Raw genomic sequence first — 25590 nt, 5'->3', positions numbered from 1 at the left:
TACGCCGCCTTACCGCCCGACCTACCGCGATGGAGACGCCGATGGCATCGCCCGCAACGCAGAAGCAATTGACCTTCCGAGCCGTCGCGCTCTCGATTTTCCTGGCGGTGATCCTGGCCGCCGCCAACGCCTACCTGGGCCTGTTCGCCGGCCTGACCATCGCCACCGCGATCCCGGCCGCGGTGATCTCCATGGCGGTGCTGCGCCTGCTCGGCGGTGGCACCATCCTGGAGAACAACATCGTCCAGACCGGCGCGTCGGCCGGTTCGTCGATCGCGGCCGGCGTGATCTTCACCATCCCGGCCTTGGTGATCCTGGGTTACTGGAACGACTTCCGTTATTCCTGGGTGCTGGCCATCGCCGGCCTCGGCGGCCTGCTCGGCGTGCTGTTCTCGGTGCCGCTGCGGCGCTCGATGATCGTCGAAGACCCGCTCCCCTTCCCCGAAGGCAAGGCCGCGGCCGAGGTGCTCAAGGCCGGCGAGAACCCGGGCCCCGGCATGAAGATCCTCGGCCTGGCCGGCGGCATCGGCGCGGTGCTCAAGCTCGCCGCCGAAAGCGGCATGAAGCTGATCCCCGACAACGCGGTGATCTCCGGCTTCATGGGCAAGTACCTGGGCTACATGGGCACCAACCTGTCGCCGGCGTTGATCGGCGTGGGCTACATCGTCGGCCTCAATGTCGGCATCGTGGTCGTGTCGGGGTCGATCCTGTCCTGGCAGTTCGCGATTCCGATCTACCACATGTTCTTCCTCGACTCCGATCCGGCCCTGGCGGCGCGCATCGCCGGCGGCAGCGCAGCCGACATCGGCGGCGCGATCTGGTCGGCGAAGGTGCGTTACCTCGGCGTCGGCACCATGCTGATCGGCGGCGTGTGGACCCTGTTCTCGCTGCGCAAGTCGCTGCTGTCGGGCGTCAAGAGCGGCTTGGCCGCGGCGCGCAAGAGCGCGGCGGTCGGCGACGTCGCCGAGACCGACCGCGACCTGCCGATGAAGTGGATGCTGGTCGCCCTGGTCGGCTTCGTGCTGCCGCTGTTGCTGCTGTACCAGGCTATCGTCGGCAACTGGTTCGTCAGCGTGCCGATGACCGTCATCATGATCGTCGCCGGCTTCCTGTTCGTGTCGGTGTCGGCCTATCTGGCCGGCCTGATCGGTTCGTCCAACAACCCGGTCTCGGGCATCACCATCTCCACCATCCTGTTCGCCTCAGCGGTGCTGGTGCTGATGCTGGGGCGCGACTCGCCGATCGGCGCGGTCGCCGCGATCATGATCGGCGCGGTGGTGTGCTGCGCGGCCGCGGTCGGCGGCGACAACCTGCAGGATCTCAAGGCCGGCTACATCGTCGGCGCCACGCCGTGGAAGCAGCAGCTGATGCTGGGCATCGGCGCGTTCTCCTGCGCGCTGATCATGGCGCCGGTGCTGAACCTGCTGTCCGCCGCCTACGGCATCGGCGCGCCGACGCCGGAGCATCCCAATGCGCTGGCGGCGCCGCAGGCGACGCTGATGGCTTCGGTGGCCAAGGGGCTGTTCGGCGGCGAGCTGCCGTGGACGATGATCGGCATCGGCGCCGGCATCGGCGCGCTCATCATCGCTTTCGACGAATGGCTGAAGTCGCGCAAAGCCAAGTTCCGCGTGCCGGTGCTGGCCGCGGCGATCGGCATCTACCTGCCGTTGGAGCTGATGGTGCCGATCTTCCTCGGCGGCCTGCTGTCGCACATCGTCGGCCGCCGTCGCGGCCTGACCGCGAACAGCAGCGAAGAGGAAAGCGACCGTGTGCACCGTCCGGGCACCCTGTTCGCCGCCGGTTTGATCACCGGCGAGGCGCTGATGGGCATCGCCATCGCCTTCCCGATCGTGATCACCAGCAACCGCGAGGTGTTGGCGCTGCCGGAGCAGTTCCACTTCGGTTCGCTGGTCGGTCTGGCCGTTCTGGCTGCGGTGGTGTGGCTGTTCTACCGCAGCAGCAAGAACGCGGCGGTGCCGCAGGCGTAAGTTCCAGGCGACGGCCCGGCAGCGATGCCGGGCCGTCGCGTTTCCGTTCCGATTCCGCAAGCCCGGCCGCGCGCGGCGCCGCCGTCCCCGTATCGATCACGCTCAGAGGTTCGCCATGACGCCACGCCACGCTCTCCTGCCGCTGGCCCTGACCCTGGCCTGCGCATCCGCGCCGGCTTTCTCCCTCACCCCGGCGGCGCCGCAGGGACTGCAGATCCGCGATCTGGCCAGCATGGACCGCTTCTCCTCGCCGACGCTGTCGCCCGACGGCCGCCAACTGGTGTTCGCCAAGCGCAGCGTCGACTTCGCCGCCAACAAGTCCAGCACCTCGCTGTGGATCGAAGACTTGTTCGCGCGCGACGCCGCGCCGCCCAAGCGCCTGAGCCCGGAAGGCTGGAACGTCAACTCGCCGGCGTTCGCGCCGGACGGCAAGAGCGTGTACTTCCTCAGCAGCAAGAACGGCAGCTCGCAGCTGTATTCGTTGCCGCTGAGTGGCGGCACGCCGAAGCAGATCACCGCCTTCGACGGCGACGTCGGCGGCTTCCAGATCTCGCCCGACGGCAAGCGTGTCGCCTTCAACGCCGAGGCCTATCCCGACTGCGCCGCCGATCTGGCCTGCAGCAAGAAGAAGCTCGACGCGGCTGAGAAGAACAAGGCCACCGGCAAGGTCTTCGACCGGATGTTCATCCGTCACTGGGACGCCTGGAACGACGGTCGCCTGAACCGGCTGTTCGTCGCCGAGCTGCCGGCCGCCGGCAAGACCGTATCCAGCGCCAAGCTGGTCAGCGGCGAAGTGAACGGCGACGTGCCCTCGCGTCCGTTCGGCGACAGCAGCGAATACACCTGGGCGCCGGACGGCCGCTCGCTGGTGTTCAGCGCGCGCCAGGCCGATGCCAAGGAGCCGTGGTCGACCAATTTCGATCTGTACCAAGTCGGCGCCGACGGCGGCCCCGCCAAGAACCTGACCGCTGCGAATCCCGCCTGGGACACCGGCGCGGTGTTCAGCGCCGACGGCAAGACGCTTTACTACCGTGCGATGAAGCGCCCGGGCTTCGAGGCCGACCGTTTCGGCCTGATGGCGCTCGACCTGGCCAGCGGCAAAGCGCGCGAAATCGCGCCGCAATGGGACCGTTCGGCTTCCGGCATCGTCTTGTCCGGCGACGGCAAGAGCATCTACACCACCACCGAAGACCTCGGCCAGCAGCCGCTGTTCGGCGTCGACATCGCCAGCGGCAAGGCGACCTTGCTGATCGGCGACGGCTCGGTCGGCTCGGTCGCGTTGGCCGGCAAGACCTTGGCCTTCACCCGCAACAGCCTCAAGAGCGGCGACCAGATCTTCGTCGGCGGCCTCGACGGCGCGCCGCAGCGCGCGATCACGCCGAGCGCGTCGGAGCTGCTGCCCGGGGTCAAGTTCGGCGATTTCGAACAGTTCGACTTCAAGGGCTGGAACGGCGACACGGTGTACGGCTACGTGGTCAAGCCGTGGAACTACCAGGAAGGCCGGAAGTACCCGGTCGCGTTCCTGATCCATGGCGGCCCGCAGGGCAGCTTCGGCAACGGCTGGAGCTACCGCTGGAACCCGCAGACCTATGCCGGCCAGGGCTATGCGGTGGTGATGATCGATTTCCACGGCTCGACCGGTTACGGCCAGGCCTTCACCGACGCGATCAGCCAGCACTGGGGCGACCGTCCGCTGGAAGACCTGCAGAAGGGCTGGGCCGCGGCGCAGAAGAAGTACCCCTTCCTCGACGGCGACAAGGCCTGCGCGCTGGGCGCGTCTTACGGCGGCTTCATGGTCAACTGGATCGCCGGCAACTGGCCGCAGCCGTGGAAGTGCCTGGTCAGCCACGACGGCGTGTTCGACCAGCGCATGATGGGCTACGCCACCGAAGAGCTGTGGTTCACCGAGTGGGAGCAGGGCGGCACGCCGTACGACAAGCCGGCCAGCTACGAGAAGTTCAACCCGGTCAACCATGTGAAGGACTGGAAGGTGCCGATGCTGGTGATCCACGGCCAGCAGGACTTCCGCATTCCGGTCGAGCAGGGCATCGGCGTGTTCACCGCGCTGCAGCGCCAGGGCATCGAATCCCAGTTCCTGTACTTCCCGGACGAGAACCACTGGGTGCTCAAGCCGCACAACAGCGTGCAGTGGCACGACACGGTCAACGCCTGGCTGAAGAAGCACATCGGCCAGTAAGCGTCGCGCAGACCAAAAGAAGGCCGCCTTCGGGCGGCCTTCTTTTTTGCATCGGATATCGTCGTCGCCGGGTACTCGACCGTAGGCGCTGTGTCCCAAGGGGGGGCTGCGGTCGCAAGCGGCCGCGACATCGCACCTGCGACGCAAGCCAGGTTTCGCGGTCGCGGCTTGCGCCGCTCCTACAGGGCTTCGGGCGACAGGCGCCGCCTGAACCCGTGCCTCAACACCGCCGGCCCTTGCCCGCGGCCGCCGATCCGAAGTAAAAGCGGGGTCACCCAAGCCCAGAGAAGTCCGGCATGCAAGAACCCGCCCGCACGGCGCTCATCAGCAACGACATCGTCGTCCTCGGCCTGATCGCCGCCACCCTCGGCGCGGTGTTTTGGACTTCCTCGCGGCAGACCGGTTTCTGGAAGAAGTTCTACACCTTCGTTCCGGCCCTGCTGCTGTGCTACTTCATTCCCGGCATCTACAACACCATCGGCCTGGTCGACGGCCAGAACACCAAGCTCTACAACCCGGTCGCCAGCCGCGTGCTGCTGCCCGGCGCGCTGGTGCTGCTGACCCTGACCATCGACCTCAAGGGCGTGCTCAAGCTCGGCCCCAAGCTGCTGGTCATGTATGCGGTGTCCTCGCTGAGCGTGATGCTCGGCGCGGTGGTCGCGTTCCTGGCCATGCGCGCGCTGCACCCGGAAACCGTGGCCGGCGACACCTGGGGCGGCATGGCCGCGCTGGCCGGCAGTTGGATCGGCGGCGGCGCCAACATGCTGGCGATGAAGGAGATCTTCCAGGTCGATGCGACCACCTTCGGCCAGTTCGCGGTGGTCGACGTCGGCGTCGGCTATGTGTGGATGGCGGTGCTGATCTTCCTCGCCAGCCGCGCCCAGGCGATCGATGCGCGCAGCGGCGCGGACACCCGCGGCATCGAGGAGCTCAAGCGCCGTATCGAGAGCTTCCAGGCCCAGCACCAGCGCGTGGCCAGCCTGACCGACCTGGCGATGATCGTCGGCATCGCCTTCGGCGTGGTCGGCCTGGCGCACGCGGTCGCCGCGCCGCTGTCGGCCTGGTTCGGCGCCAACGTGTCCTGGGCGCGCACGGTCAGCCTGCACGAGCCGTTCTTCTGGGTGGTGGCGGTGTCCACCTTCGCCGGCCTGGCGTTGAGCTTCACCCGCGCGCGCGAGCTGGAAGGCGCGGGCGCGTCCAAGATCGGCAGCCTGCTCCTGTACTTCCTGATCGCCTGCATCGGCCTGCAGATGGACATCCTGGCCTTGCTCGACAAGCCCTGGCTGTTCGCGCTGGGGCTGATCTGGATCGCCGTGCACATCCTGATCCTGTGGGGCGTGGGGCGTCTGCTGCGGGTGCCGCTGTTCTATTTCTCGATCGGCTCGCAGAGCAACATCGGCGGCCCGGCCTCGGCGCCGGTGGTGGCCTCGGCCTTCCATCCTTCGCTGGCGCCGGTCGGCGCCTTGCTCGGCGCGCTGGGCTATGCGACCGGCACCGGCCTGGCTTACGTGGTCGGGGTCACCCTGCGCTCGCTGGCCGGCGCCGCGCCGGTTTGAATGCCCCTGTAGCAGCGGCGTCCCGCAGGGGGTTCCTCCGGTCATAAGCCGCGACAGGAGACGCGACGTACGCGAGCGCGGTGTCCGAAGCGAATCTCCGCGATCATCGGCTGCGGTCGGTGGCGTGGTATCGCACCGCTTCGGTTGTCGCCGCTTCGCCGCTCCTACAGGGGGCGGCAACGCTGCAAAAAAGAACGTCGCAAAAGCAAGGGCCGCCCGGAGGCGGCCCTTCGCGTTTTTCGTCGCTCGCGTCGCAGCGGCTCAACAACAACCGAACCGCCCGCCGCCGTAGCGCGCCTCCTGGCGCTCGCGAAAGAAGGTCGCGTAGTCGGGGATCGGCCGCTCCGGATGCTTCTCCATCAGATGACGGACATAGTTGTCGTAGTCCGGCACCCCGCAGCACAGCCGCGCGGTCTGCACCAGGCGGCGCCAGGTTCGCTTGTACAGCTGGTACTGGCTGGCGGGAACGAGTGCGGTGCCCATGTCAGAGGTTCCCCATTTCGTGCGGCTTCAAAGCCACGTAGGGCGATTCGCGGTCGCTGCGCTGCGGATTGGCGCGGGCCTTGAGGATGGCGCCGACCGAATACACCAGCACGCTGAACACCACGAACAGGAACAGCGCGGTCAGGCCGGTGTTGACGTAGCTGTTGACCATGATCTGCTGCATCTGCTCGATGCTCTTGGCCGGCGCGGTGACTTCGCCCTTGGCGATCGCGGCACTGTACTTGTTGGCCTGGGCGAGGAAGCCGACCGCCGGGTTGCCGTCGAAGATCTTGATCAGGCCGGCGGCGCTGGTGCAGATCAGCAGCCACACGGTCGGCACGATGGTGACCCAGGCGTAGCGGTCGCGCTTGAGCTTGAACAGCGCCACCGTGCACAGCATCAGGGCGATGCCGGCCAGCATCTGGTTGGCGATGCCGAACAGCGGCCACAGCGTGTTGATGCCGCCGAGCGGATCGACTACGCCTTGGTACAGGAAGTAGCCCCACAGCGCGACGCAGCCCGCGGTGGCGAGCAGGTTCGGCCCCCAGGCCTCGGTGCGGCGCAGCGCCGGCACGAAGCTGCCGAGCAGGTCCTGCAGCATGAAGCGGCCGGCGCGCGTGCCCGCGTCGACCGCGGTGAGGATGAACAAGGCCTCGAACAGGATCGCGAAGTGGTACCAGAACGCCATCGTGTTCTCGCCCGGCAGCACGTTGTGCAGGATCTGGGCGATGCCGACCGCGAGCGTGGGCGCGCCGCCGGCGCGGGCGAGGATGGTGTGCTCGCCGATGTCCTTGGCGGTGGCTTCCAGTACGTCGGGAGTGACGCTGAACCCCCAACTGCTGATGGTCTGCGACACCGTCTGCACGTCGCTGCCGACCAGGGCGGCCGGGCTGTTCATGGCGAAGTAGACGCCCGGATCGATCACCGAGGCGGCGACCAAGGCCATGATCGCGACGAAGGACTCCATCAGCATGCCGCCGTAGCCGATGTAGCGCATGTGCGATTCGTTGGCGAGCAGCTTGGGCGTGGTGCCGGAGGAGATCAGGGCGTGGAAGCCGGACACCGCGCCGCAGGCGATGGTGATGAACAGGAACGGGAACAGCCCGCCCTTCCACACCGGGCCGGTACCGTCGGTGAACTGGGTCAGCGCCGGCATGCGCAGGTCGGGCATGACGATGAAGATGCCGATGGCCAGGCCGACGATGGTGCCGATCTTGAGGAAGGTCGACAGGTAGTCGCGCGGCGCCAGCACCAGCCACACCGGCAGCACCGCGGCGACGAAGCCGTAGCCGATCAGCATCCAGGTGATCTGAGTGCCGGTGAAGGTGAAGGCCGGGCCCCAGACCGGATCGGCCGCGACCTTGCCGCCGTACCAGATCGCCGCCAACAGCAGGACCAGGCCGACGATCGAGATCTCGCCGATCTTGCCCGGGCGGATGTAGCGCATGTACACGCCCATCAGCACCGCGATCGGAATCGTCGCCATCACCGTGAACATGCCCCAGGGGCTTTCGGCCAGGGCTTTGACCACGATCATCGCCAGCACCGCGAGGATGATGATCATGATCAAGAACGCGCCGAACAGGGCGATGGTGCCGGGCACGCGGCCCATTTCTTCGCGCACCAGGTCGCCGAGCGAGCGGCCGTTGCGGCGGCTGGAGACGAACAGGACCATGAAGTCCTGCACCGCACCGGCCAACACCACGCCGACGATCAGCCACAGCAGACCGGGCAGATAACCCATCTGCGCGGCGAGCACCGGACCGACCAATGGGCCGGCGCCGGCGATGGCGGCGAAGTGATGGCCGAACAGCACGTGCTTGTTGGTCGGGACGTAATCGAGCCCGTCGTTGTGGATCACCGCCGGCGTGGCGCGGGTCGGGTCGAGCTGCATCACCTTGTTGGCGATGAACAGCGAGTAGTAGCGATAGGCGACCAAGTAGATCGACACCGCCGCGACCACGATCCACAGCGCATTGATGTGTTCGCCGCGACGCAGCGCGATGGTGCCGAGGCAGAACGCCCCGAGGACTGCGAGGGCCGCCCAGCCCAATTTGCCGAGACCACCTTTCATGACGAGCCTCCCAGTTTGACCCTTGGAAGGGTCGCCCCCGGGACGGCACGGGTCAATGCGCAGTGCCGCAAACGCGGCTGATACTTTGGTCTTAGGGGGCGACTTGGGGCGTCGGCGATGCGGTTTCGGGCGGCGGGGAGCGCCGATGATGGGCTGAGCGGGCTCTGTGCGGCGAGAGCGAAGCCAAGGCCAAGCCAAAGCGCCCCAAAGCCGAAGCAAATCCCGGCGCCGCTGGAGCCGTCGGACTTCGTGCCGCCTCAGGCGCCAGCCGCCTTTTTCAAAGGAGGCGAATTGTCGCGCGCTGCAGCGCGTTGCGGCGTACCGCGGTGAGTTTTGGTTCGCCGCACGAGTTGGCGCATAAGCAGTTGGCGTTATCTGCGCCTGCCGCCGCCCTAGCCGCCGTCGTTGTCGTCGTTTTGAAGTTACCGCTGCTTTTGTTGTCCCCCCTTTGAAAAACGGGGCAGGGGAGGTTGCTGTTCGCCCTTACCGCGCCCTACAACCACTTCGCCCGCTTGAAGCCGAAGTACAACACGATGCAGACCACGGCCACCGTCCCGATCAGGATGGCGTAGCTCCACTGTCCGGCCAGCTCCGGCATGTGGGTGAAGTTCATGCCGTACCAACTGGCGATCAGGGTCGGCGCGGCCAGCAGCGCCGCCCAGGCGCCGAGGCGTTTGACGATCTCGCCCTGGCGCACGGTCACCAGCGACAGGTTGACGCTGACCGCGGTGGTCAGCATCTCGCGCAGGGTGTCGGTGGTTTCGTTGATTCGCACGGCGTGGTCGAGGACGTCGCGGAAATACAGCTGGATTTCCTCGTCGATCAGCCCGCCGCGCGAACGCGCGAGCTGGCCGAGGATGTCCTGCAAGGGCGACACCGCCATGCGCAGCCGGGTCAGCTCGCGCTTGAGGTCGTACAGCTCCTGCACGGTGTCCTTGCGGAAATCCTCGGCGAAGATGTCCTTCTCCAACTCGTTGAGCTCCAGGGTGAAGCCCTCGACGATCGGCATGAAGTTGTCGACCACGCTGTCGAGCACCGAGTACAGCGCCGCGCCGGGGCCGTGTTCGAGCAGGTCGGGCTCGCGCTCCATTCTTGCCCGCGCATTCTTGTAGCTGACCGAGGCGCCGTGGCGCACGGTGACCAGGTAGCGGGGGCCGACGAACATGTGGGTCTCGCCGAAGCGGATCCGGTTGTCGATCTTCTGCGCGGTATGGATGGCGATGAACAGCGAGTTGCCGTAGGACTCGATCTTCGGCCGCTGGTGCGCGTTGTGCGCGTCCTCCACCGCCAGGTCGTGCAGGCAGAACTCTTCCTGCAGCTTTTCCAGGATGCCTTCATCGGGCTCGTACAGGCCGACCCAGACGAAGCTGCCGTCGTCGACCGCGAGCACGTCGCTGATCTCGTCCAGGCCGATGTCGCGGCGTTTGCCGTTGCGGTCGTAAGCGGCCGCGTTGATGACGCATTGGGGCAGGGCGGGCGTGGTCATGCCGGCATCCTGCCCGCCGCGGCCGGCACGGGCAAGCCTCAGGCCAGGCGCAGTCGGGCGGCTTTGCGGAAGCCCAGCCACAGCCCGATGTGGATCGGCAGCCACAGCGCGATCCAATGCAGATTGCGCTGCGGGTACACCGGCAACCAGTACAGGAACAGCGCCGCCAGCGCGCACAGGGCCACCAGCGCGGTCAGCCAGACGAAGACCGAGCCGGTCTCGCGGCCGAACAGCGCGCGCAGACCGCCCAGCCACAGCAGCAGGCACAAGGGGTTGAACAGCAGCAGGTTGCGGTTGGCCCAGATGTAGTCGTGGCCGGTGCCGGCCCAGGCATAGACCAGCACCGCACCGACTGCGCCGAGCGCGCCCCACAACGGCAACGCGGCGAAGGCGAGCACGCGCGGGCTGCGGTCGCCGATCCAGGCCAGCGCCGCGCCCAACGCCAGTCCGGCCAGGGCCCAGGGCCACCACGGCAGCGGCCGGCCTTCGGGCTCGGGCGAGATCTGGTGCGGCAGCAGGCTGCGTTCTTCGGCCACCAGCGGCCGGCCCTGCGGGTTCTTGACCTCGCGCAGCGCCGCGGCCAGGCGGCCCGGCACGTAGGACTCGGTCCATACCGGCACCGGAAAATCGGCCTTGGGGCCCATCATCACATCGAGCAGGACCCACATCCACGGCTCCGGCGAAGATAACCGCAGCGCTTCGCTGCGCAGGGTGTTGCCGTGCGAGCGGCCTTCGGTCTGGCGACGCAGTTCGCCGCCGATCGCACGGTCGATCGCGTCGCGCACGCGGGTGGCGCAGTTGTCGTCGAAGTACTGGTAGCGGTAGTAAGAATTCTCCGGCAGGGCGTTGATGCGCAACGCCTCGGCCAACTCGCGCGCCTGCGCCGGGGTCAGGTCCAGCCATTGCACGCTCACCCCGCGGCCTTCGTGCGCGTACTGCGACATGTCGGCGTCGAACGGCAACGCCAGCAGGCGATAGCGCATGTCGTTGCGGACGAAGCGCTGGACGAAGTCGGGTTCGCTGGGGTCGAAGTAGCCGAAGTTGTACGAAATGGCCTCGCCGCTGTCCGGATTCAGCACCACCAGGGCGTCGTGGCCGAAGCGCGACCAGAACTCTTCGCCCGGCTGCATGGTGACCATGCCGATCCGCGGCGGCCTGGCGCCGGCGGCGTGGGCCGGCGCCGGCGCCGGTGCGGCGTGTACGAAGGCGGAAAAGAGCAGCAGGGCGGCGAGGGCGTAGAGCCGGACGAAACGGGGGAATGCGGTCACGGGCGGGCGGCCTGGTCCAGCGGGGCGAGTGGCGGCCATTGTAAACAGGCCTCGGCGGCGCCCGGTCGGCGCAGGCTCCGGTCGGGCCGGATCGCGCGGGATATGGCGTCGAGGCCGCATCTACCTTCGACCGGAGCCGAGGCCGGCGGGCGCGCTCGAGCGCCTGCGCGCGTGTCCGCTCCCGGGCCCGGCCGGATCGCCGGCGGCCACGGACACGCGCGGACGCGCAATGCTCGGCGGACCGCGCGCGGCGGGGCGGTATTCGGGGGCTATCGATGCGGCGGCCGGCGCGAGCACCGGCCGCGATGGTTCAGCCGTTGCCGAGCACGCCGACGTGGAAGGCGTGCACCCGGCGCGCATCGGCGCTGGCGACGCGGAATACGAAGCGGTCCAAGGTCAGCTCCTCGCCGGCTTCGGGCAGGTGGCCGATCGCGGCGGTGATCAGGCCGCCGATGGTGTCGTACTCGTCGTCGTCGAAATCGGCGCCGAAGCGCTCGTTGAAGTCGGCGATCGGGGTCAACGCGTCGACCACGTACTGGCCGTCGGCCTGGGCCGCGATCAGCGCGTTCGGGTCTTCGGCATCGTCGTGCTCGTCGTCGATCTCGCCGACGATCTGCTCCAGCACGTCCTCGATGGTCAACAGGCCGGCGACGCCGCCGTGCTCGTCGATCACGATCGCCATGTGGTTGCGCGATTGGCGGAACTCGCGCAGCAGCACGTCCAGGCGCTTGGACTCCGGGATCAGCACCGCCGGCCGCAGCAACTCGTGGATGGTGCCGGGGCCGTTGTCGGCGACCACGCCGCGCAGCAGGTCCTTGGCCAGCAGGATGCCGAGGATCTCGTCCTTGTCTTCGCCATGGACGGGGAAGCGCGAGTGACCGGATTCGACCACCAGTTTCATCAGGTCGAGGAACTTGGCGTCGGCCGGCAGGGCGACCATCTGCGAGCGCGGGATCATCACGTCGCCGACGGTCAGGTCGGACACGGCGATCGCGCCTTCCATCATCCGCAGGGTGTCGGCGGCGATGAGCCCGTCGGATTGCGCATCGCGCAGCAATTCGACCAGGTCTTCGCGGGAACTGGGTTCGCCCGACAGCGCGGAACTGATGCGGTCGAGCCAGGAGCGCCGTTTCTCATGGTGTTCCGGCGCGTGGGTGCTACTACTGTCGTCCTCGGACATTCGATTCATGAACCGTGCCCCCGGGGGGAGGGCCGTACGCCAAGTCTAACCCGGAAGGTCGTAGGGGACGGTGGCAGGATCGCCGTCCGCCCTGCCGCCGCGTTCCGCCCGTCGCCGCGGCACGGTCCGGTGCGGGCGGTCCCGGCCGGCGCGGCGGGCGCGGACTGCGCTGTCGGTCACGCGCCGCATCGGCGCGCGAGGCCGCCGAGCGGGTCAGCCGGGTCCGTACCGGCAGGCCGCCGTCTGGGCGGCGCTGGCGGCATCCAGGCGCACCCGGCCCGGGTTGGACAGCACCAGCAGGCCCGCCTGTCCGGCGCCGCGCGAGCACAGGGTGAAGGTCAGGTTGGAGCCGGCGGCGTCGCCCTCGGGCTGGAATACGATGCGGGTGCGGCCGGCGGTGCTGAGCAGGCGAATGTCGCCGGCGAGCGCGCGCCGACGTTGGATCAGGGTGTCGCTGGGGCCGTAGCGGCGGTCGCCGTCGACGTCGGCGAACACCAGCCAGCCTGCGCTCCAGTCGGTGCTGGCGCGGCAGCCGCCGTCTTGCGGCGCAGGGCAGATCACGGTGGCGCTGCCGGTGGCGACGGCGACCCGATTGGCATGCAGGAAACTGTCGGCCAAGGCCAGCCGGGCGTGGCCGATGCGGGTGCGGGCCACGGCCTGGTGCATGGCCGGTACGGCGAAACCGAACAGCAGGAAGCCGATCGTCAGTGCGATCGCGACCTCGATCAATGTGATCCCGCGCATCCGGCGCATGAGCATTCCTCCTGGAAGAGGCGCTCAGTGTCGGTTGCGGCAACGCCGGCGGGCATCGGCGCCCGGCGCGACGCGGGGTCGGATTTTCCGGGCGTGGATGTCGGAACTTCGCCCGGACGAATGTGCCGGCTGACACGGGCAAGGACGGAGGGGATGGCGCGCTTGATCCGCCTGCGTCTGTAACGCGCTTATTCGCGGTACGGATCGGCGATGCCGAGCCCGGCGAGGATCTCGCGCTCGAGTTGCTCCATGCACTCGGCCTCGCGCTCGTCCTCGTGGTCCCAGCCGAGCAGGTGCAGGACGCCATGCACGGTCAGGTGGGCGTAGTGATCGTTGAGCGCTTTCTTCTGCTCGCGCGCTTCGCGGGCGACCACCGGGGGGCAGATCACCAGGTCGCCGAGCAGCGGCAGGCGCACGCCCTCCGGCAGGCCTTCGGGCAGGTCGGCGGGAAAGCTGAGCACGTTGGTGGCGTAGTCGCGGCCGCGATAGTGGCGGTTGAGCGCGCGGCCTTCCTTGCTGTCGACCAGGCGGATCGCCAGATCGGCTTCGCGGATGCGTCCGGCCAGCGCCGCCGCGACCCACTTGCGGAAGCTGGTCGCGGCCGGCAGGCCTTTGCGCGGCATCGCATAGTTGACGGTGACATCGAGTCGGACGGGGCCTTGGGTCATTACGGCGTTCGCTGCATGGAGTGCGGGGCTTCGCGATGAGAGCTGCCGGGGTGCCGCGAGCGGAAGCGCCGACCCGCGGGCACCCGGCCGGATCAGGCCGAGGGCCCGGTCTCGGCGTCCTTGGCGTCGCGCGCGTCGTAAGCGTTGACGATGCGCGCGACCAGGGGATGGCGGACCACGTCCTTGGCCTCGAAGAAAGTGAAGCTGATGCCGTTGACGTTGCGCAGCACGTCCAGCGCGTCCTTGAGCCCGGATTTTTGGTGCTTGGGCAGGTCGATCTGGGTCAGGTCGCCGGTGACCACCGCGGTGCTGCCGTAGCCGATGCGGGTCAGGAACATCTTCATCTGCTCGATGGTGGTGTTCTGCGCTTCGTCGAGGATCACGTAGGCGTCGTTGAGGGTGCGGCCGCGCATATAGGCCAGCGGCGCGATCTCGATGACGTTCTTTTCCAGCAGCTTGACCACTTTCTCCACCCCGAGCATTTCGTACAGGGCGTCGTACAGCGGGCGCAGATAGGGGTCGACTTTCTGGGTCAGGTCGCCGGGCAGGAAGCCGAGCTTCTCGCCGGCCTCGACCGCGGGACGCACCAGGATCAGGCGCTGCACCCGTGCTTCGTTCAGGGCTTCGACCGCGCTGGCCACGGCCAGGAAGGTCTTGCCGGTGCCGGCCGGGCCGATGCCGAAGTTGATGTCGTGGGTGGCGATGGCGTGCAGGTACTTGGCCTGATTGGCGCCGCGACCGCGGATGGTGCCGCGCTTGACCCGGATCGCGACCTCCTGCGGCTCGATGTCGTCGGCGACGACCTGTTCGACGCCGGCTTCGCTGAGCGCCAGGTGGATCGCGTTCTCGTCCAGGGTCTGCTCGGCCGCTTCCCGCCACAGGCTGCGCAGCAGTTTTTCGGTCTTGCCGACCGCGGCCAGCGGGCCGTCGATGCGGAACACGTTGCCGCGATTGGCGATTTCCACGCCCAGGCGCAGTTCGATCATGCGCAGATGACCGTCGAACGGGCCGTTGAGGTTGGCCAGGCGCTCGCTGTCGGCGGGGTCGAGGGCGAATTCGGAAGCGGTTCGGGCGGGCATGAGACCGGGGCGGTGCGCGCAAGGGCTGCGAATGGGGTGTAAAAGCTTGCGCCTGTCGCCGGGTTTTCGCAAAGCCGCGCGGTTCAGGCGCGCGGCGGACGGCCCTCGCGCCAGCTGCGCCACAGCCGCAGCGCGCCCATCGCGGTCAGCAGGATCGAACCGATCAGCCACAGCAGGGTGATCGCATCGGCGTCGAAGCTGCCGTTGCGGTTGGCGCGCATCAGCGAACGCACCAGGCCGAGCAGGCCGAGGCCGAGGAACCAGAAACCGACCGCATCGCGCGAGGGCTTGCCGGAAGGGGGCGGGGGAGCGGGCATGGCGGCGTCCTTCAGCGGCAGATGACGGCGGGGGGAGCGACAGATCGCCACGAGGGCGCCCCGGCGAGCAAGAGACCCAGGGTCGCGGTCGCCAGGCCGCCGGCGACGTCCCAGGCGTAGTGCTGGCCGGTGGCGACCACGCTCGGCGCCAGCGCGGCCAGGCCCAGCGCGGCGGCGGGCCGGGCGCGCGGATACTGCAAGGCGAAACCGACCGCGGCCACCGCCGGCACGGTGATGTGACCGGAGGGAAAACAGTTGTGCGGCGCGTCCAGTGCGTACAACGCGCGCCAGGCGGCCTGGGTCCAGGCATCGAGCCCCTCCGGCAGCGCTCGTCGCGCGATCCGGGTCGGCCAGGCCAGCCAGATCGCCGCGTTGAGCCCGGCGGCGAGAGCGAAGGCGCGCAGGGTGGCGTAGAACAGCGCGCGTTCGCGGATCGCCAACGCCAGTGCCGGCCCGGTCAGCAACATCGCCCAGTACGGCCAGATCGCCCAGGCCCGCCAACCGATCGCATCGTCCATCACGGTGCGCGGCAGGCTCGCCGGCAGGCGCCAGGGGTGCGCATTGATGCCCAGGTACACCACGGCGCCCAGCGCGGTCGCCGCGAGCACGACGGCGAGGCGCTGCGGCCAGGGCAGAACGGCGGGCGGCGAGGCGGCGATCGCGGACAAAGGGCGGCGACGGAAGGGGAACGGATGTCGAGCATGGGCGATCCGCGCGCGCTCGGCCAGGGGCGCGACGCCGCCGGCGCGTATCGGCAAACCGCGATGCAGGGCTCATACTGCATCGCGATGAGTGATATCCAGAACAGGGACAGCGAATCGAATCCGGACTTGGCTTCCGATGCGGGCGGCGCGATCCGCCGCCGCGGCGCCGGCCCCGACCTGGATTGGCGGGTGCGAATCGCCGGGCTCGGCCGCTATCTGCCGCAGCGCCGCGTCGCCAGCGCCGAAATCGAGGCGCACGCGGGCTTGCCGGACGGTTGGGCTCTGCAGTACAGCGGCGTGGCTTTTCGCCATTGGGCCGAACCCGAGCGCGAGCGCGCCAGTTGGATGGGAGCGCAGGCCGCGCATGAGGCCTGCGAGCGCGCCGGCATCGCACCGGAGCAGGTCGACCTGATCGTCAACGCCTCCGGCTCGGCCGAGCGCGCGATTCCCGACGGCGGGCCGCTATTGCAGCGCGAACTCGGACTCGGCCGTTCGGGCATTCCGGCCTTGTCGGTGCATGCGACCTGCCTGAGTTTCGTCGCCGCGATGGAGCTGGCGGCCGAGCGCATCCATCACGGCCGTATCGAACGCGCCTTGGTGGTCAGCAGCGAGATCGCCTCGGTCGGATTGAGCTTCGCCGACGCCGAGGTCTGCACGCTGTTCGGCGACGGCGCTGCGGCGGCGGTACTGGAGCGCGCGCCGGACGACTGCCCCAGCCGCATCCATCGCGTCGCCTGGCGCACGCTGGGCGAAGGCGTGGAGCTGACCACCTTGCGCGGCGGCGGCAGTTGGCGGCCGCCGTTGGGCGCGTCGACCCGGCCGGAGGACGCGTACTTCAGCATGCAGGGGCCGGCCGCGCTGCGCAGCGGCATCCGCCTGGTCCCGCACGTGATGCGCGCTTTGGCGCTGGAAGACCGTCAGGCGCGGCGCGAGCTGCGTTGGGTGGTCAGCCACCAGGCCAGCCGAGCGGCGCTGGAGGTGATCGAGCAGATCGGCTTCGAAGGCGCGCGCCTGGTGCGCACGCTGGAGCAGACCGGCAACTGCATCGCCGCTTCGATTCCGCTGGCGTTGGAACAGGGCGTGCGCGAAGGCGCGATCCGCCGCGGCGAACGCGGCGTGTTGCTCGGCACCGGCGCCGGTCTGTCCGGCGTCGGCATGACGTTGACCTACTGACATGACGGCGTCGAAGACGAACCGACTCCGGCGCTCGCACGCGGTTCACGCGTCGGAGCGGCGGGCATGAGCGCGCCGCGCCGCATCGTCGTCACCGGCGCCACCGGGTTCCTCGGCGGCGCCTTGGCGCGTCATCTGGCTGCGGCCCGGCCCTGGGACCGGGTGTTGGGCCTCGGCCGCGACGCGGTGCGCGGCCGCGCGCTGCAGGCGCAGGGCGTCGAATTCGCCGCGCTCGACCTGACCGACGCCGCGGCGGTGCATCGCGTGCTGCGCGGCGCCGACATCGTCGTCCATGCGGCCGCGTTGTCGAGCCCCTGGGGCCGGCGCGCCGATTTCGTCGCCGCCAACGTCGACGCCAGCGAGCATGTCGCCGAGGCCTGCGTCGCTCATCAGGTGCGCCGCTTGGTCCACATTTCCACCCCGGGCATCTATCACGACGGCCGTTCGCATCGGAACATCCGCGAAGACCAGCCGCTGCCGGCGCGCGCGGTGAACGACTATGCCGCGACCAAGCTGATCGCCGAACGACGGGTGCTGGCGCGCTGCGCCGCCGGCGGAGTGGCCGCGATCGCGTTGCGGCCGCGGGCGATCTTCGGTCCCGGCGACAGCGCGATCCTGCCGCGCCTGGCCGATGCGCTGCGTCGCGGCCGCCTGCCGCGCCTCGGCGCCGAGGACTGCGAGGTCGACCTGACCTATGTCGACAACGCGGTCGACGCGATCGTGCTGGCGATGGATGCGTCCTGGCGCCTGGCCGGCCGCGTGTACAACATCAGCAACGGCGAGCCGGTGCGGATCTGGAGCGTGATCGACCGTCTCGCCGACGCGCTGTCGCTGCCGCGCCCACAGCGGCGCCTGCCGCGGCCGCTGGTGCTGGCGCTGGCCAGCGCGGTCGAGGCCGGCTACCGCCGCCTGCGTCCGGATCGCGAGCCGCCGCTGCTGCGCTACGGCATCGAGTTGTTGAGCGTGGACATGACCCTGGACATCGGCCGCGCCCGTACCGAGCTCGGGTACCGTCCGCGCGTTGGCATGGACGAGGCCTTGAACCGCACCCTGGCCGAACTGGCGCGCAAGGAACCGCGGCGGTGAGCGCCGGGGTCGCGCTCAGCCTCGGCGTGTCCGGCCATAGCTGCGCGTCGCCGCGCCACCTCGGCCTGGGCGGCGGACCGGCGCTGCGCTTCCCGGCCGGCTGGGCCCTGATCGAACATCCGCGCCACGGCGCGGTCCTGTTCGACTGCGGTTACGGCGCCGCCGCGCGCGCGGCGATGCGCCGCGGCCTGCGCCGGATCTACCGGCATGTGATCCACGCCTGCTCGGCGGCGCACACCGACGCGGCCAGCCTGCTGCAACAGCGCGGCCTGCGCTGCGCCGATATCGGCACGGTGGTGCTGAGCCATTTTCACCCCGATCACATCGGCGGGTTGGCGCCGTTCGCCAACGCCCGGTTCGTGGTCCACGCCGAGGCCTGGCGCCAGGTCCGGCGCGGCGGCTGGTTCGGCCTGCTGCACGCGCAGATCTGGAAGGAATTGCTGCCGGCGGACTTCGCCGCGCGCCTGCAATGCCTGGACGAGCGCGGCGCACGCGCGCTCGACGGGGATCTGGCCGGTCTCGGATTGGGCTGGGATCTGTTCGACGACGGCAGCGTAGCCGTGGTGTCCTTGCCGGGCCATGCGCGCGGGCAGATCGGTCTGGCCTTGCGCACCGTCGAGGGGGAGCGGGCGCTGCTTGCCGCGGACGCATTCTGGCGTCGCGAGCAATTGCAGCGCGAGGTCGAACTGCCCTGGCTGACGCGCTGGCTGGCGGTGGACGATGGGGCGGCTTATCGCGACACGGTGCGAAAGCTGGCGCGCTTCCAGCGCGAGCATCCGCAGGCGTGGGTGATTCCCGCGCACTGCGCCGACACTTTGGCGCAATGGCGCGCCCGTCACCCGCAGGCCGTACTCGACGACAGCGACCCCCTGTAGGAGCGGCGTAAGCCGCGCCCCCGGGACGCGCAGAAGAACCAACCTCTTCGCCGTCGATCGAAGCCCGACACCCTCGCGGGGTAGGAGCGACGCAAGTCGCGACCGCCATGCTTCACTCTCACCGCGTCTTTGCCCTTTGCCCCCTGTAGGAGCGGCGTAAGCCGCGACCGCGCTCTTGCGGTCTCGCGGCGTTTATCGTTCTCAGGTCTCTGAAGCTCCAAAGCTCCAAAGCCCCAAAACTCCAAAGCAAAGCTTCCGTCCGCAAGCGGCCGGGTCACTTTCTTTGTCCAAGGCGACAAAGTCCGACTGGATTTCCTTCGGTCAAAAGTAACCAAAGAAAACGCCATGGCTGTTTTCGGATCAAAAGCCACTATGGGACGAGGTTTTCGCCGGGCTGCTCCGCACAGGCCATCCTTGGCCTGGCTGCGCACGGCCCGCCTCCCTGCGGGCCGCCCTCCGGGGCGTCAGGGCGTTCTCGCAAGTTCGATGCGGCGCCAAGCTATTCACGGCAACGGCAACGGCAACGGCAACGGCAACAGCAACAGCAACAGCAACAGCAACAGCAAAGGCAGAGGCAGAGGCAGAGGCAGAGGCAGAGGCAAAGGCAAAGGCAAAGGCAAAGGCAAAGGCAAAGGCAAGAGCAGGCGCTGCATCGCGGCGGGTGGGGGAAGAGCGGCGCAAGCCGGGAACAACGCACAGGTGCGCGCGGGCGTCGCGACCGAAGCCCGGGCAACCGGTCGCTTCCGGCGGTGCCCGGATCGCCAGTGTGGCGGCCGGCGCGGCATTTCGCCTCTGCGGCAGCCGCGACTCGCGCCGCTCCTATCAAAGCCATCCCAGTCCGGTCGCGTCGCCACGGGTCCGACCGTCCGTCGGCTGGCTCTTGAAAACTAATTAATCACTGAATTAAATATGGCGCATGGACCCGTCAGCCCCCAAGCCGCGCGGACGACCGCGCAAGACCGCCGCCGTGCGCCGCGCCCCCGGGCGGCCGGCGGCGGCGGACAACCCCGACCTGCGCGAGCGCCTGCTCGACGCGGCGATCGCCTGTTACGCCCGCCAGGGCATCGCCGCGACCTCGTTGCGCGCGATCGCAGCCGAAGCCGGGGTCAACCCGGCGCTGCTGCATTACTACTTCGGCGACAAGGAGCAGCTGCAACAGGCGGTAGTCGGCGAGCGCCTGCTGCCGGTGTTCATGAGCCTGCGCGGAAGCGCGGCCGGCGAGGGCGACGTGTTCGACCTGATCGGCGGCTTCGTCGCTGGCATGGGCCGGATCGTCGCCGCGCATCCCTGGCTGCCGTCGCTGTGGGTGCGCGAAGTGCTGTGCGAGGGCGGGGCGCTGCGCGAAAGCGTGCTGTTCCAGCAAATCGCGCCGGCCTTGCCGAAGATGATGGCGGCGCGCTTCGCCCAGGCCCAGGCCGAGGGCAAGATCAACCCCGATCTCGACCCGCGCCTGCTGATGGTCAGCCTGATCGGCCTGACCCTGTTCCCGGCGGCGAGCGCGCCGATCTGGCGCCATCTGTTCGATGCCGACGATCTCGATCTGGACCGGCAACGCCGGCACGCATTGGCCCTGCTCGATCGCGGACTGCAACCATGACCACTCGCCCGATTTCCCGAACCGTCATGGTGCGCGTGTTGACCGCGTTGACCGTCTTGCTGATCGCCGGTTGCGGCGAGCGCGCGCCGCAGGCGCTGGGCACCCTGGAGTGGGACCGGGTCACGCTGCCGGCACCGGTCGCCGAGAAAGTGGTGCGGATCGATGTGCGCGAAGGCCAGCGCGTGCGCGCCGGCGCGCGCTTGCTGCAACTGGAAGCCGATCGCAGCCGGGCCCAGGCCGAGGCGGCGCAGGCGCAGGCGCAGCAGTCGGCCGATGCGCTGGCCGAACTGGAGGCCGGCGCGCGCAGCGAAAGCATCGAACAAGCGCGCGCGAACGTCGCCGCGACGCAGGCGCAGGCGCGCGATGCGGCTGCCTATTACGCGCGGGTGCAGCCGCTGGGCTTGCAGCGCCTGATCGCCGCGGCCGAGGTCGATCGTGCCCGCGCCGCCGCCGGCAATGCCCAGGCGCGGGTGCGCGCGGCGCAGGCCGCGCTGCTCGAACTCGAGCACGGCACCCGCCGCGAACGCATCGCCCAGGGCCGCGCCGCGCTCGCCGCCGCGCAGGCCCAGGCCGCGACGCAGGCGATCAGCCTGACCAAGCTCGACGTGCTGGCGCCGCGCGACGGCGTGGTCGACAGCCTGCCGTACAAGCTCGGCGATCAGGCCCCGGTCGGCGCGCCGCTGGCGGTGATGCTGGTCGGCGAGCGTCCTTATGCGCGGGTCTACGTGCCCGAGACGATCCGCGCCGATGTCCGCGTCGGCGGCAATGCGCGGATCCGCATCGAAGGCCGCGAGCGCGCCTGGACCGGCCGCGTGCGGATGATCCGCAGCGAGCCCAGTTTCACGCCGTACTACGCGCTCACCGGCGAGGACGCGGCGCGCCTGAGCTATCTGGCCGAAGTGGAGTTCACCGAGGCCGATGCGGTCGCGCTGCCGGCCGGGCTGCCGGTGCGGGTCGAGTTCGCGCGATGAGCGCGCTGCCCGAAAGCGCTGCGTGGGTCATCCGCGCACGCGGCATGAGCAAACAGTTCGGCTCGCTGCGCGCGGTCGACCGGGTCGACCTGAGCGTGCCTCGCGCCTGCGTGTACGGCTTCCTGGGCCCGAACGGCTCCGGCAAGTCGACCACCATCCGCATGCTGTGCGGCCTGTTGACTCCCAGCGAAGGCGAGATCGAAGTGCTGGGGCTGAAGATCCCGGCCCAGGCCGAGGCGTTGCGCCGGCGGATCGGCTACATGACCCAGAAGTTCTCGCTGTTCGAAGACCTCAGCGTGCGCGAGAACCTGGAATTCCTGGCCGCGGTGCAGGAGTTGCCGCGCGAGCGCGCGCGCAAGCGCGTCGACGAGCTGATCGAGCAATACCACTTCGGCGACCGCCAGAAGCAACTCGCCGGCACCATGAGCGGGGGGCAGAAGCAACGCCTGGCCCTGGCCGGCGCCGTGATCCACGAGCCCGAGCTGCTGTTCCTCGACGAACCCACCAGCGCGGTCGATCCGGAATCGCGACGCGACTTCTGGGAGAAGCTGTTCGAGCTCGCCGACGCCGGCACCACCTTGCTGGTTTCGACCCATTACATGGACGAAGCCGAGCGCTGCCATCGCCTGGCCATTCTCGACCGCGGCGTGCTGGTCGCCGACGGCACCCCGGCCGAACTCGCCGGCCAGCTCGACGGCCGCGCGGTCGAAGTGCTGGCGGCGCAGCCGCGCAGGGCGCAGCGGGTGTTGGTCGATCTCGACGGCGTGCTCAGCGTGGCGCAGGTCGGCAATGCCCTGCGCGTGTTGCTGGCCGATGCGCGGGTCGGCGAACGCGTGCTGCGCGACGCCCTGCGCGCGGCCGGCCTGGAGGCCGAGGTCGGCCGGGCCAAACCCAATCTCGAAGACGTGTTCGTTTCGGCCACCCGCGGCCGCGAGCGGCGCGCGGCGGACGCGGAGAGCGGATCATGAATCTGCGGCGGCTGTGGGCGATCGTGCTCAAGGAGGTCCGGCAATTGCGCCGCGACCGCATCACCCTGGCGATGATCGTGATGATTCCGGTCGGGCAGCTGGTGTTGTTCGGCTACGCGATCAACCTCAATCCGCGCGGGCTCACCGCGGCGGTCGCCGATCAGTCGGGCACCGCCGGCTCGCGCGCGGTGGTCATGGACATGGTCGCGACCGGGGTCATCCGGCCGGTGGCGACGGCCGACACCCCCGAGCAGCTGATGGCGATGCTGCGTCGCGGCGAGATCAGCGTCGGCGTCAGCGTGCCGGCGGATTTCGAGCGGCGGCGCATCGACGGCCGCGAAGCGGTGCAGGTGCTGGTCGACGGCAGCGACACGGTGGTGCAGAGCGCGGCGGTGCAACTCGCGCAATTGCCGATCGACGGCGTGGCCGCGCCACGCAAGGCCGCGCCGATCGGCGTGGTGTCGTTCTACAACCCGGAGCGGCGCTCGCCGGTCAACATCGTGCCGGGCCTGATCGGCGTGATCCTGACCATGACCATGGTCATGTTCACCTCGGTGGCGATCGTGCGCGAGCGCGAGCGCGGCAACATGGAACTGCTGATCACCACCCCGGTCAGCCGCACCGAACTGATGGTCGGCAAGGTGTTGCCGTACGCGTTGATCGGGCTGATCCAGACCACGGTGGTGATCCTGCTCGGGCTGTGGCTGTTCCAGGTGCCGATCCGCGGCAGCGTGCTCGACGTCTACCTGGCGGCGATCCTGCTGATCCTGGCCAATCTGACCCTGGGCCTGATGATCTCGACCAAGGCCGCTTCGCAGTTCCAGGCCATGCAGATGACGGTGTTCATCCTGTTGCCGTCGATCCTGCTGTCGGGCTTCATGTTTCCCTACGCGGGCATGCCGCGGGTCGCGCAGTGGTTGGCCGAAGTGCTGCCGATGACCCATTTCCTACGCTTGATCCGCGGGGTGATGCTGCGCGGCGCCAGCCTGTGGGAGCTGTGGCAGGACGTGCTCTACCTGGTCGGGTTCATCGCGACGATGATGAGCCTGGCGGTGGCGCGGTTCCGCAAGCGCCTGGACTGAGCGTCGTCGCCGCGACCGCCGCGCGTGCGTCGTCGCGCGCTCGCCGAAAGCCGAGGTGCGCTGCCGCCCGCGCGGCGGCAAGCGACGATCACGCGGCGCCGATGACGATTGTCACGGCCGCGTAATTCCGTGATTGTCAATCCGGATTTGGTTGTGTTTCCAATGGAAAACGCGTCGCCGATCAAATTCCGGCGCCGGCGTCGCCCCTAGCATCGCTGCCGAACAGCCAGCCTTGGGGGCCTGCAATGAAATCGACACTTCTGCGCGCGGCGCGGATGGGCGCATCGTCGCGCCTGTTGCTAGCGCTGGGCATCTTCATCGCCTTGCGCGGCGTCACGCCGATGCCCGACCACTACGGGCCGTACCCCGGCGCGCCGGATGCGCTGCAACTGCGCAGCGACCGCGACGCGATCGGCGCTGCGCCTGCGGCGCGGTTCGCCGACATTCCAGCGACCGACGGCGAAGCCGCGCGCTTCCTCGCCCAGGCCACGTTCGGACCGACCCGCGAGGACATCGACCGGCTCAAGCAGATCGGCTACACCGCCTGGATCAACGAGCAGATCGGCTTCCCGGTGTCTTCGCAATTGACGTTCCTCAAGAACGCCAGGGCGCGCCGACCCGACGACTACAGCCGCGATTGGCGGCTGGACGCGTGGTTCGTCAACGCCGTCGGCGGCAAAGACCCGATCAAGCCGACCCAGATCGTGCACCGCGATCAACTGCGCCAGCGGGTGGCGTTCGCGCTCAGCCAGATCATGGTGGTGTCCGATGCGACCTCCGATCCGCTGTATCACGCAACGTATGGGATGACCCATTACTACGACACCTTGGCCCGCGATGCGTTCGGCAACTACCGCACCTTGCTCGAGGACGTGACGCTGCATCCGGTGATGGGCATCTATCTGTCGATGCTGCAGAACCGGAAGCCCGATCCGGTCAACAACATCCGTCCCGACGAGAACTTCGCGCGCGAAGTGATGCAGTTGTTCAGCGTCGGCCTGGTCCAGCTCAATCAAGACGGAACGCCGCTGCTCGATGCGCAGCAGCAGCCCATCCCGACCTACGGCCAGGACACCGTCAGGGGGTTCGCCCACGTGTTCACCGGCTGGACCTTCAAGGGCTGCCAGGCCGAAGGCTCGTTCGACTGCTATTTCTACGACATCACCGCGCCGGCCTGGGTGTCGCCGATGGAGAACCATGCGGCGTACCACGCCTCGGCGCAGGAGAAGCAGTTGCTGCTGTATCCCGGCGTGAGCCTGCCGGCCGGCAAGCTCGCCGCCGGCGGCAGCGGCCGTAGCGACCTGAGCGCGGCGCTGGACAATATCTTCAATCATCCCAACGTGGGGCCGTTCATCGGCAAGCAGTTGATCCAGCGGCTGGTGACCAGCAATCCCAGCCCGGCCTACGTCGGCCGCGTCGCGGCGGCGTTCAACGACAACGGCCAGGGCGTGCGCGGCGACCTGCGCGCGGTGGTCAGCGCGATTTTGCTCGATCCCGAAGCGCGCGATCCGGCCGCGCAACCGGCGCATTTCGGCAAGGTGCGCGAGCCGATCCTGCGCCTGACCCATCTGTGGCGCGCGCTCAAGGGCAAGTCCAAGAGCGGGCACACCGAGGAGTTCTGGAGCGTCGACAACTACCTCGGCCAGGTGCCGATGTATGCGCCGTCGGTGTTCAACTTCTTCAGCCCGCGCTACAGCCCCAACGGCGAGCCGCAGAGTCTGGGACTGGTGGCGCCGGAACTGCAGTTGGCGACCGATTACATGATGCCGGCCAACGAAAGCTATCTGATGAGGAAGATTTTCGACGCCTACGTCGGCAATCCGGAAGGCATCGGCAACGACGAGGTGGCGATCGACCTCAGCGCGGAGGTCGCGGTTGCGCACGACATTCCCGCGTTGATCGCGCGTTACGACGCGCTGTTCCTGTCGGGGCAGATTAGCGACCGGATGAAGCAAGTGCTGACCCAGCGGTTGACCGCCATGCCGGCCAATACCACCGCGGCCAAGCGCCTGCGGGTGCAGGAGGCGTTGTACCTGATCGTCAACTCGCCCGATTACATCGTGCAGAAGTAAGCCGGAATACGGA

Annotated in this window: 21 protein-coding genes; 11 read left to right on the top strand and 10 right to left on the bottom strand. The window is 68.8% G+C overall.

The annotated features are described in order from the left end of the window. Nucleotides 1–41: 41 nt before the first annotated feature. From V2J18_RS15890 to V2J18_RS15880, 3 genes are all read left to right on the top strand, one after another. Nucleotides 42–1988 carry an OPT family oligopeptide transporter gene (locus tag V2J18_RS15890; RefSeq protein ID WP_336132300.1) on the top strand — a complete coding sequence of 649 codons (1947 nt, stop codon included), beginning with the start codon at nt 42–44 and terminating at the stop codon, nt 1986–1988. A 115-nt stretch (nt 1989–2103) separates the two neighbouring features. Continuing rightward, nucleotides 2104–4185: a S9 family peptidase gene (locus V2J18_RS15885; RefSeq protein ID WP_336132299.1), complete on the top strand. Its 2082-nt coding sequence runs from the start codon at nt 2104–2106 to the stop codon at nt 4183–4185. Between the two features lie 296 nt (nt 4186–4481). Beyond that, nucleotides 4482–5741: a DUF819 family protein gene (locus V2J18_RS15880; RefSeq protein ID WP_336132298.1), complete on the top strand. Its 1260-nt coding sequence runs from the start codon at nt 4482–4484 to the stop codon at nt 5739–5741. Nucleotides 5742–6002: 261 nt separating this feature from the next. Here V2J18_RS15880 and V2J18_RS15875 read toward each other — a convergent pair whose 3' ends face one another. The 10 genes from V2J18_RS15875 to V2J18_RS15830 form a co-directional block, all read right to left on the bottom strand. Further along, nucleotides 6003–6224 (bottom strand): YbdD/YjiX family protein, encoded by a 222-nt coding sequence (locus V2J18_RS15875; protein ID WP_064747103.1) that lies wholly within the window; start codon nt 6222–6224, stop codon nt 6003–6005. 1 nt (nt 6225) lies between these two features. Further along, nucleotides 6226–8298 (bottom strand): carbon starvation CstA family protein, encoded by a 2073-nt coding sequence (locus V2J18_RS15870; RefSeq protein ID WP_336132297.1) that lies wholly within the window; start codon nt 8296–8298, stop codon nt 6226–6228. A gap of 493 nt (nt 8299–8791) precedes the next feature. Then, the gene (gene corA / locus V2J18_RS15865) at nt 8792–9784 is read right to left on the bottom strand and encodes a magnesium/cobalt transporter CorA (protein ID WP_064747101.1); all 993 of its coding nucleotides are present in this window, start codon (nt 9782–9784) and stop codon (nt 8792–8794) included. 38 nt (nt 9785–9822) lie between these two features. Further along, nucleotides 9823–11091, bottom strand: coding sequence for a lipoprotein N-acyltransferase Lnb domain-containing protein (locus tag V2J18_RS15860; RefSeq protein ID WP_425606036.1), 1269 nt, complete (start codon nt 11089–11091; stop codon nt 9823–9825). 271 nt (nt 11092–11362) lie between these two features. Further along, entirely contained in the window at nt 11363–12232 is an 870-nt protein-coding gene (locus V2J18_RS15855; RefSeq protein ID WP_064747099.1) for a CorC family transporter, read from the bottom strand. A gap of 213 nt (nt 12233–12445) precedes the next feature. Further along, nucleotides 12446–12985: a GspH/FimT family pseudopilin gene (locus V2J18_RS15850; protein ID WP_336132294.1), complete on the bottom strand. Its 540-nt coding sequence runs from the start codon at nt 12983–12985 to the stop codon at nt 12446–12448. Between the two features lie 188 nt (nt 12986–13173). Next, entirely contained in the window at nt 13174–13653 is a 480-nt protein-coding gene (ybeY, locus tag V2J18_RS15845) for an rRNA maturation RNase YbeY (protein WP_064747097.1), read from the bottom strand. Between the two features lie 92 nt (nt 13654–13745). Continuing rightward, complete coding sequence (locus tag V2J18_RS15840; RefSeq protein WP_064747096.1) at nt 13746–14732, bottom strand: PhoH family protein; 987 nt, start codon at nt 14730–14732, stop codon at nt 13746–13748. A gap of 83 nt (nt 14733–14815) precedes the next feature. Further along, nucleotides 14816–15049 (bottom strand): hypothetical protein, encoded by a 234-nt coding sequence (locus V2J18_RS15835; RefSeq protein ID WP_064747095.1) that lies wholly within the window; start codon nt 15047–15049, stop codon nt 14816–14818. An 11-nt stretch (nt 15050–15060) separates the two neighbouring features. Then, nucleotides 15061–15717, bottom strand: a complete 657-nt coding sequence (locus tag V2J18_RS15830) for a phosphatase PAP2 family protein (protein ID WP_336132291.1) — start codon at nt 15715–15717, stop codon at nt 15061–15063. A gap of 33 nt (nt 15718–15750) precedes the next feature. Between V2J18_RS15830 and V2J18_RS15825 the strand changes: the two genes are divergently transcribed. The 8 genes from V2J18_RS15825 (at nt 15751) to V2J18_RS15790 (ending at nt 25577) form a co-directional block, all read left to right on the top strand. Continuing rightward, a complete protein-coding gene (locus V2J18_RS15825; RefSeq protein WP_336132289.1) occupies nt 15751–16926 on the top strand; it encodes a 3-oxoacyl-[acyl-carrier-protein] synthase III C-terminal domain-containing protein in 1176 nt (391 codons plus the stop codon). Between the two features lie 66 nt (nt 16927–16992). Continuing rightward, a complete protein-coding gene (locus V2J18_RS15820; RefSeq protein WP_336132287.1) occupies nt 16993–18012 on the top strand; it encodes an NAD-dependent epimerase/dehydratase family protein in 1020 nt (339 codons plus the stop codon). Then, the gene (locus V2J18_RS15815; protein WP_336132285.1) at nt 18009–18887 is read left to right on the top strand and encodes an MBL fold metallo-hydrolase; all 879 of its coding nucleotides are present in this window, start codon (nt 18009–18011) and stop codon (nt 18885–18887) included. Before V2J18_RS15820 ends, V2J18_RS15815 begins: the two co-directional genes overlap by 4 nt. A gap of 916 nt (nt 18888–19803) precedes the next feature. Continuing rightward, a complete protein-coding gene (locus V2J18_RS15810) occupies nt 19804–20484 on the top strand; it encodes a TetR/AcrR family transcriptional regulator (protein WP_064748345.1) in 681 nt (226 codons plus the stop codon). Between the two features lie 26 nt (nt 20485–20510). Beyond that, nucleotides 20511–21455 (top strand): HlyD family secretion protein, encoded by a 945-nt coding sequence (locus V2J18_RS15805; protein WP_425606114.1) that lies wholly within the window; start codon nt 20511–20513, stop codon nt 21453–21455. A gap of 44 nt (nt 21456–21499) precedes the next feature. After that, a complete protein-coding gene (locus tag V2J18_RS15800) occupies nt 21500–22423 on the top strand; it encodes an ABC transporter ATP-binding protein (RefSeq protein WP_425606113.1) in 924 nt (307 codons plus the stop codon). Further along, nucleotides 22420–23505, top strand: a complete 1086-nt coding sequence (locus tag V2J18_RS15795) for an ABC transporter permease (RefSeq protein WP_336132281.1) — start codon at nt 22420–22422, stop codon at nt 23503–23505. The genes V2J18_RS15800 and V2J18_RS15795 overlap by 4 nt, the downstream gene beginning before the upstream one ends. A gap of 245 nt (nt 23506–23750) precedes the next feature. Beyond that, nucleotides 23751–25577, top strand: coding sequence for a DUF1800 domain-containing protein (locus V2J18_RS15790; protein ID WP_336132279.1), 1827 nt, complete (start codon nt 23751–23753; stop codon nt 25575–25577). Nucleotides 25578–25590 lie beyond the last annotated feature (13 nt).

This window comes from Lysobacter firmicutimachus (assembly GCF_037027445.1).
In the GTDB taxonomy this organism is placed as follows: domain Bacteria; phylum Pseudomonadota; class Gammaproteobacteria; order Xanthomonadales; family Xanthomonadaceae; genus Lysobacter; species Lysobacter firmicutimachus.
This window is presented reverse-complemented; position numbering and strand designations above follow the sequence as displayed.

What these genes read in the sequence shown, in the direction of transcription:
- V2J18_RS15850 (WP_336132294.1), bottom strand. Translation starts at nt 12,985, where the DNA reads ATGCGCCGGATGCGCGGGATCACATTGATCGAGGTCGCGATCGCACTG.
- V2J18_RS15820 (WP_336132287.1), top strand. Translation starts at nt 16,993, where the DNA reads ATGAGCGCGCCGCGCCGCATCGTCGTCACCGGCGCCACCGGGTTCCTC.
- ybeY (WP_064747097.1), bottom strand. Translation starts at nt 13,653, where the DNA reads ATGACCCAAGGCCCCGTCCGACTCGATGTCACCGTCAACTATGCGATG.
- V2J18_RS15790 (WP_336132279.1), top strand. Translation starts at nt 23,751, where the DNA reads ATGAAATCGACACTTCTGCGCGCGGCGCGGATGGGCGCATCGTCGCGC.
- V2J18_RS15855 (WP_064747099.1), bottom strand. Translation starts at nt 12,232, where the DNA reads ATGTCCGAGGACGACAGTAGTAGCACCCACGCGCCGGAACACCATGAG.
- corA (WP_064747101.1), bottom strand. Translation starts at nt 9,784, where the DNA reads ATGACCACGCCCGCCCTGCCCCAATGCGTCATCAACGCGGCCGCTTAC.
- V2J18_RS15805 (WP_425606114.1), top strand. Translation starts at nt 20,511, where the DNA reads ATGGTGCGCGTGTTGACCGCGTTGACCGTCTTGCTGATCGCCGGTTGC.
- V2J18_RS15875 (WP_064747103.1), bottom strand. Translation starts at nt 6,224, where the DNA reads ATGGGCACCGCACTCGTTCCCGCCAGCCAGTACCAGCTGTACAAGCGA.
- V2J18_RS15795 (WP_336132281.1), top strand. Translation starts at nt 22,420, where the DNA reads ATGAATCTGCGGCGGCTGTGGGCGATCGTGCTCAAGGAGGTCCGGCAA.
- V2J18_RS15885 (WP_336132299.1), top strand. Translation starts at nt 2,104, where the DNA reads ATGACGCCACGCCACGCTCTCCTGCCGCTGGCCCTGACCCTGGCCTGC.
- V2J18_RS15890 (WP_336132300.1), top strand. Translation starts at nt 42, where the DNA reads ATGGCATCGCCCGCAACGCAGAAGCAATTGACCTTCCGAGCCGTCGCG.
- V2J18_RS15810 (WP_064748345.1), top strand. Translation starts at nt 19,804, where the DNA reads ATGGACCCGTCAGCCCCCAAGCCGCGCGGACGACCGCGCAAGACCGCC.
- V2J18_RS15835 (WP_064747095.1), bottom strand. Translation starts at nt 15,049, where the DNA reads ATGCCCGCTCCCCCGCCCCCTTCCGGCAAGCCCTCGCGCGATGCGGTC.
- V2J18_RS15880 (WP_336132298.1), top strand. Translation starts at nt 4,482, where the DNA reads ATGCAAGAACCCGCCCGCACGGCGCTCATCAGCAACGACATCGTCGTC.
- V2J18_RS15800 (WP_425606113.1), top strand. Translation starts at nt 21,500, where the DNA reads ATGAGCAAACAGTTCGGCTCGCTGCGCGCGGTCGACCGGGTCGACCTG.
- V2J18_RS15825 (WP_336132289.1), top strand. Translation starts at nt 15,751, where the DNA reads ATGGGCGATCCGCGCGCGCTCGGCCAGGGGCGCGACGCCGCCGGCGCG.
- V2J18_RS15840 (WP_064747096.1), bottom strand. Translation starts at nt 14,732, where the DNA reads ATGCCCGCCCGAACCGCTTCCGAATTCGCCCTCGACCCCGCCGACAGC.
- V2J18_RS15860 (WP_425606036.1), bottom strand. Translation starts at nt 11,091, where the DNA reads ATGGCCGCCACTCGCCCCGCTGGACCAGGCCGCCCGCCCGTGACCGCA.
- V2J18_RS15870 (WP_336132297.1), bottom strand. Translation starts at nt 8,298, where the DNA reads ATGAAAGGTGGTCTCGGCAAATTGGGCTGGGCGGCCCTCGCAGTCCTC.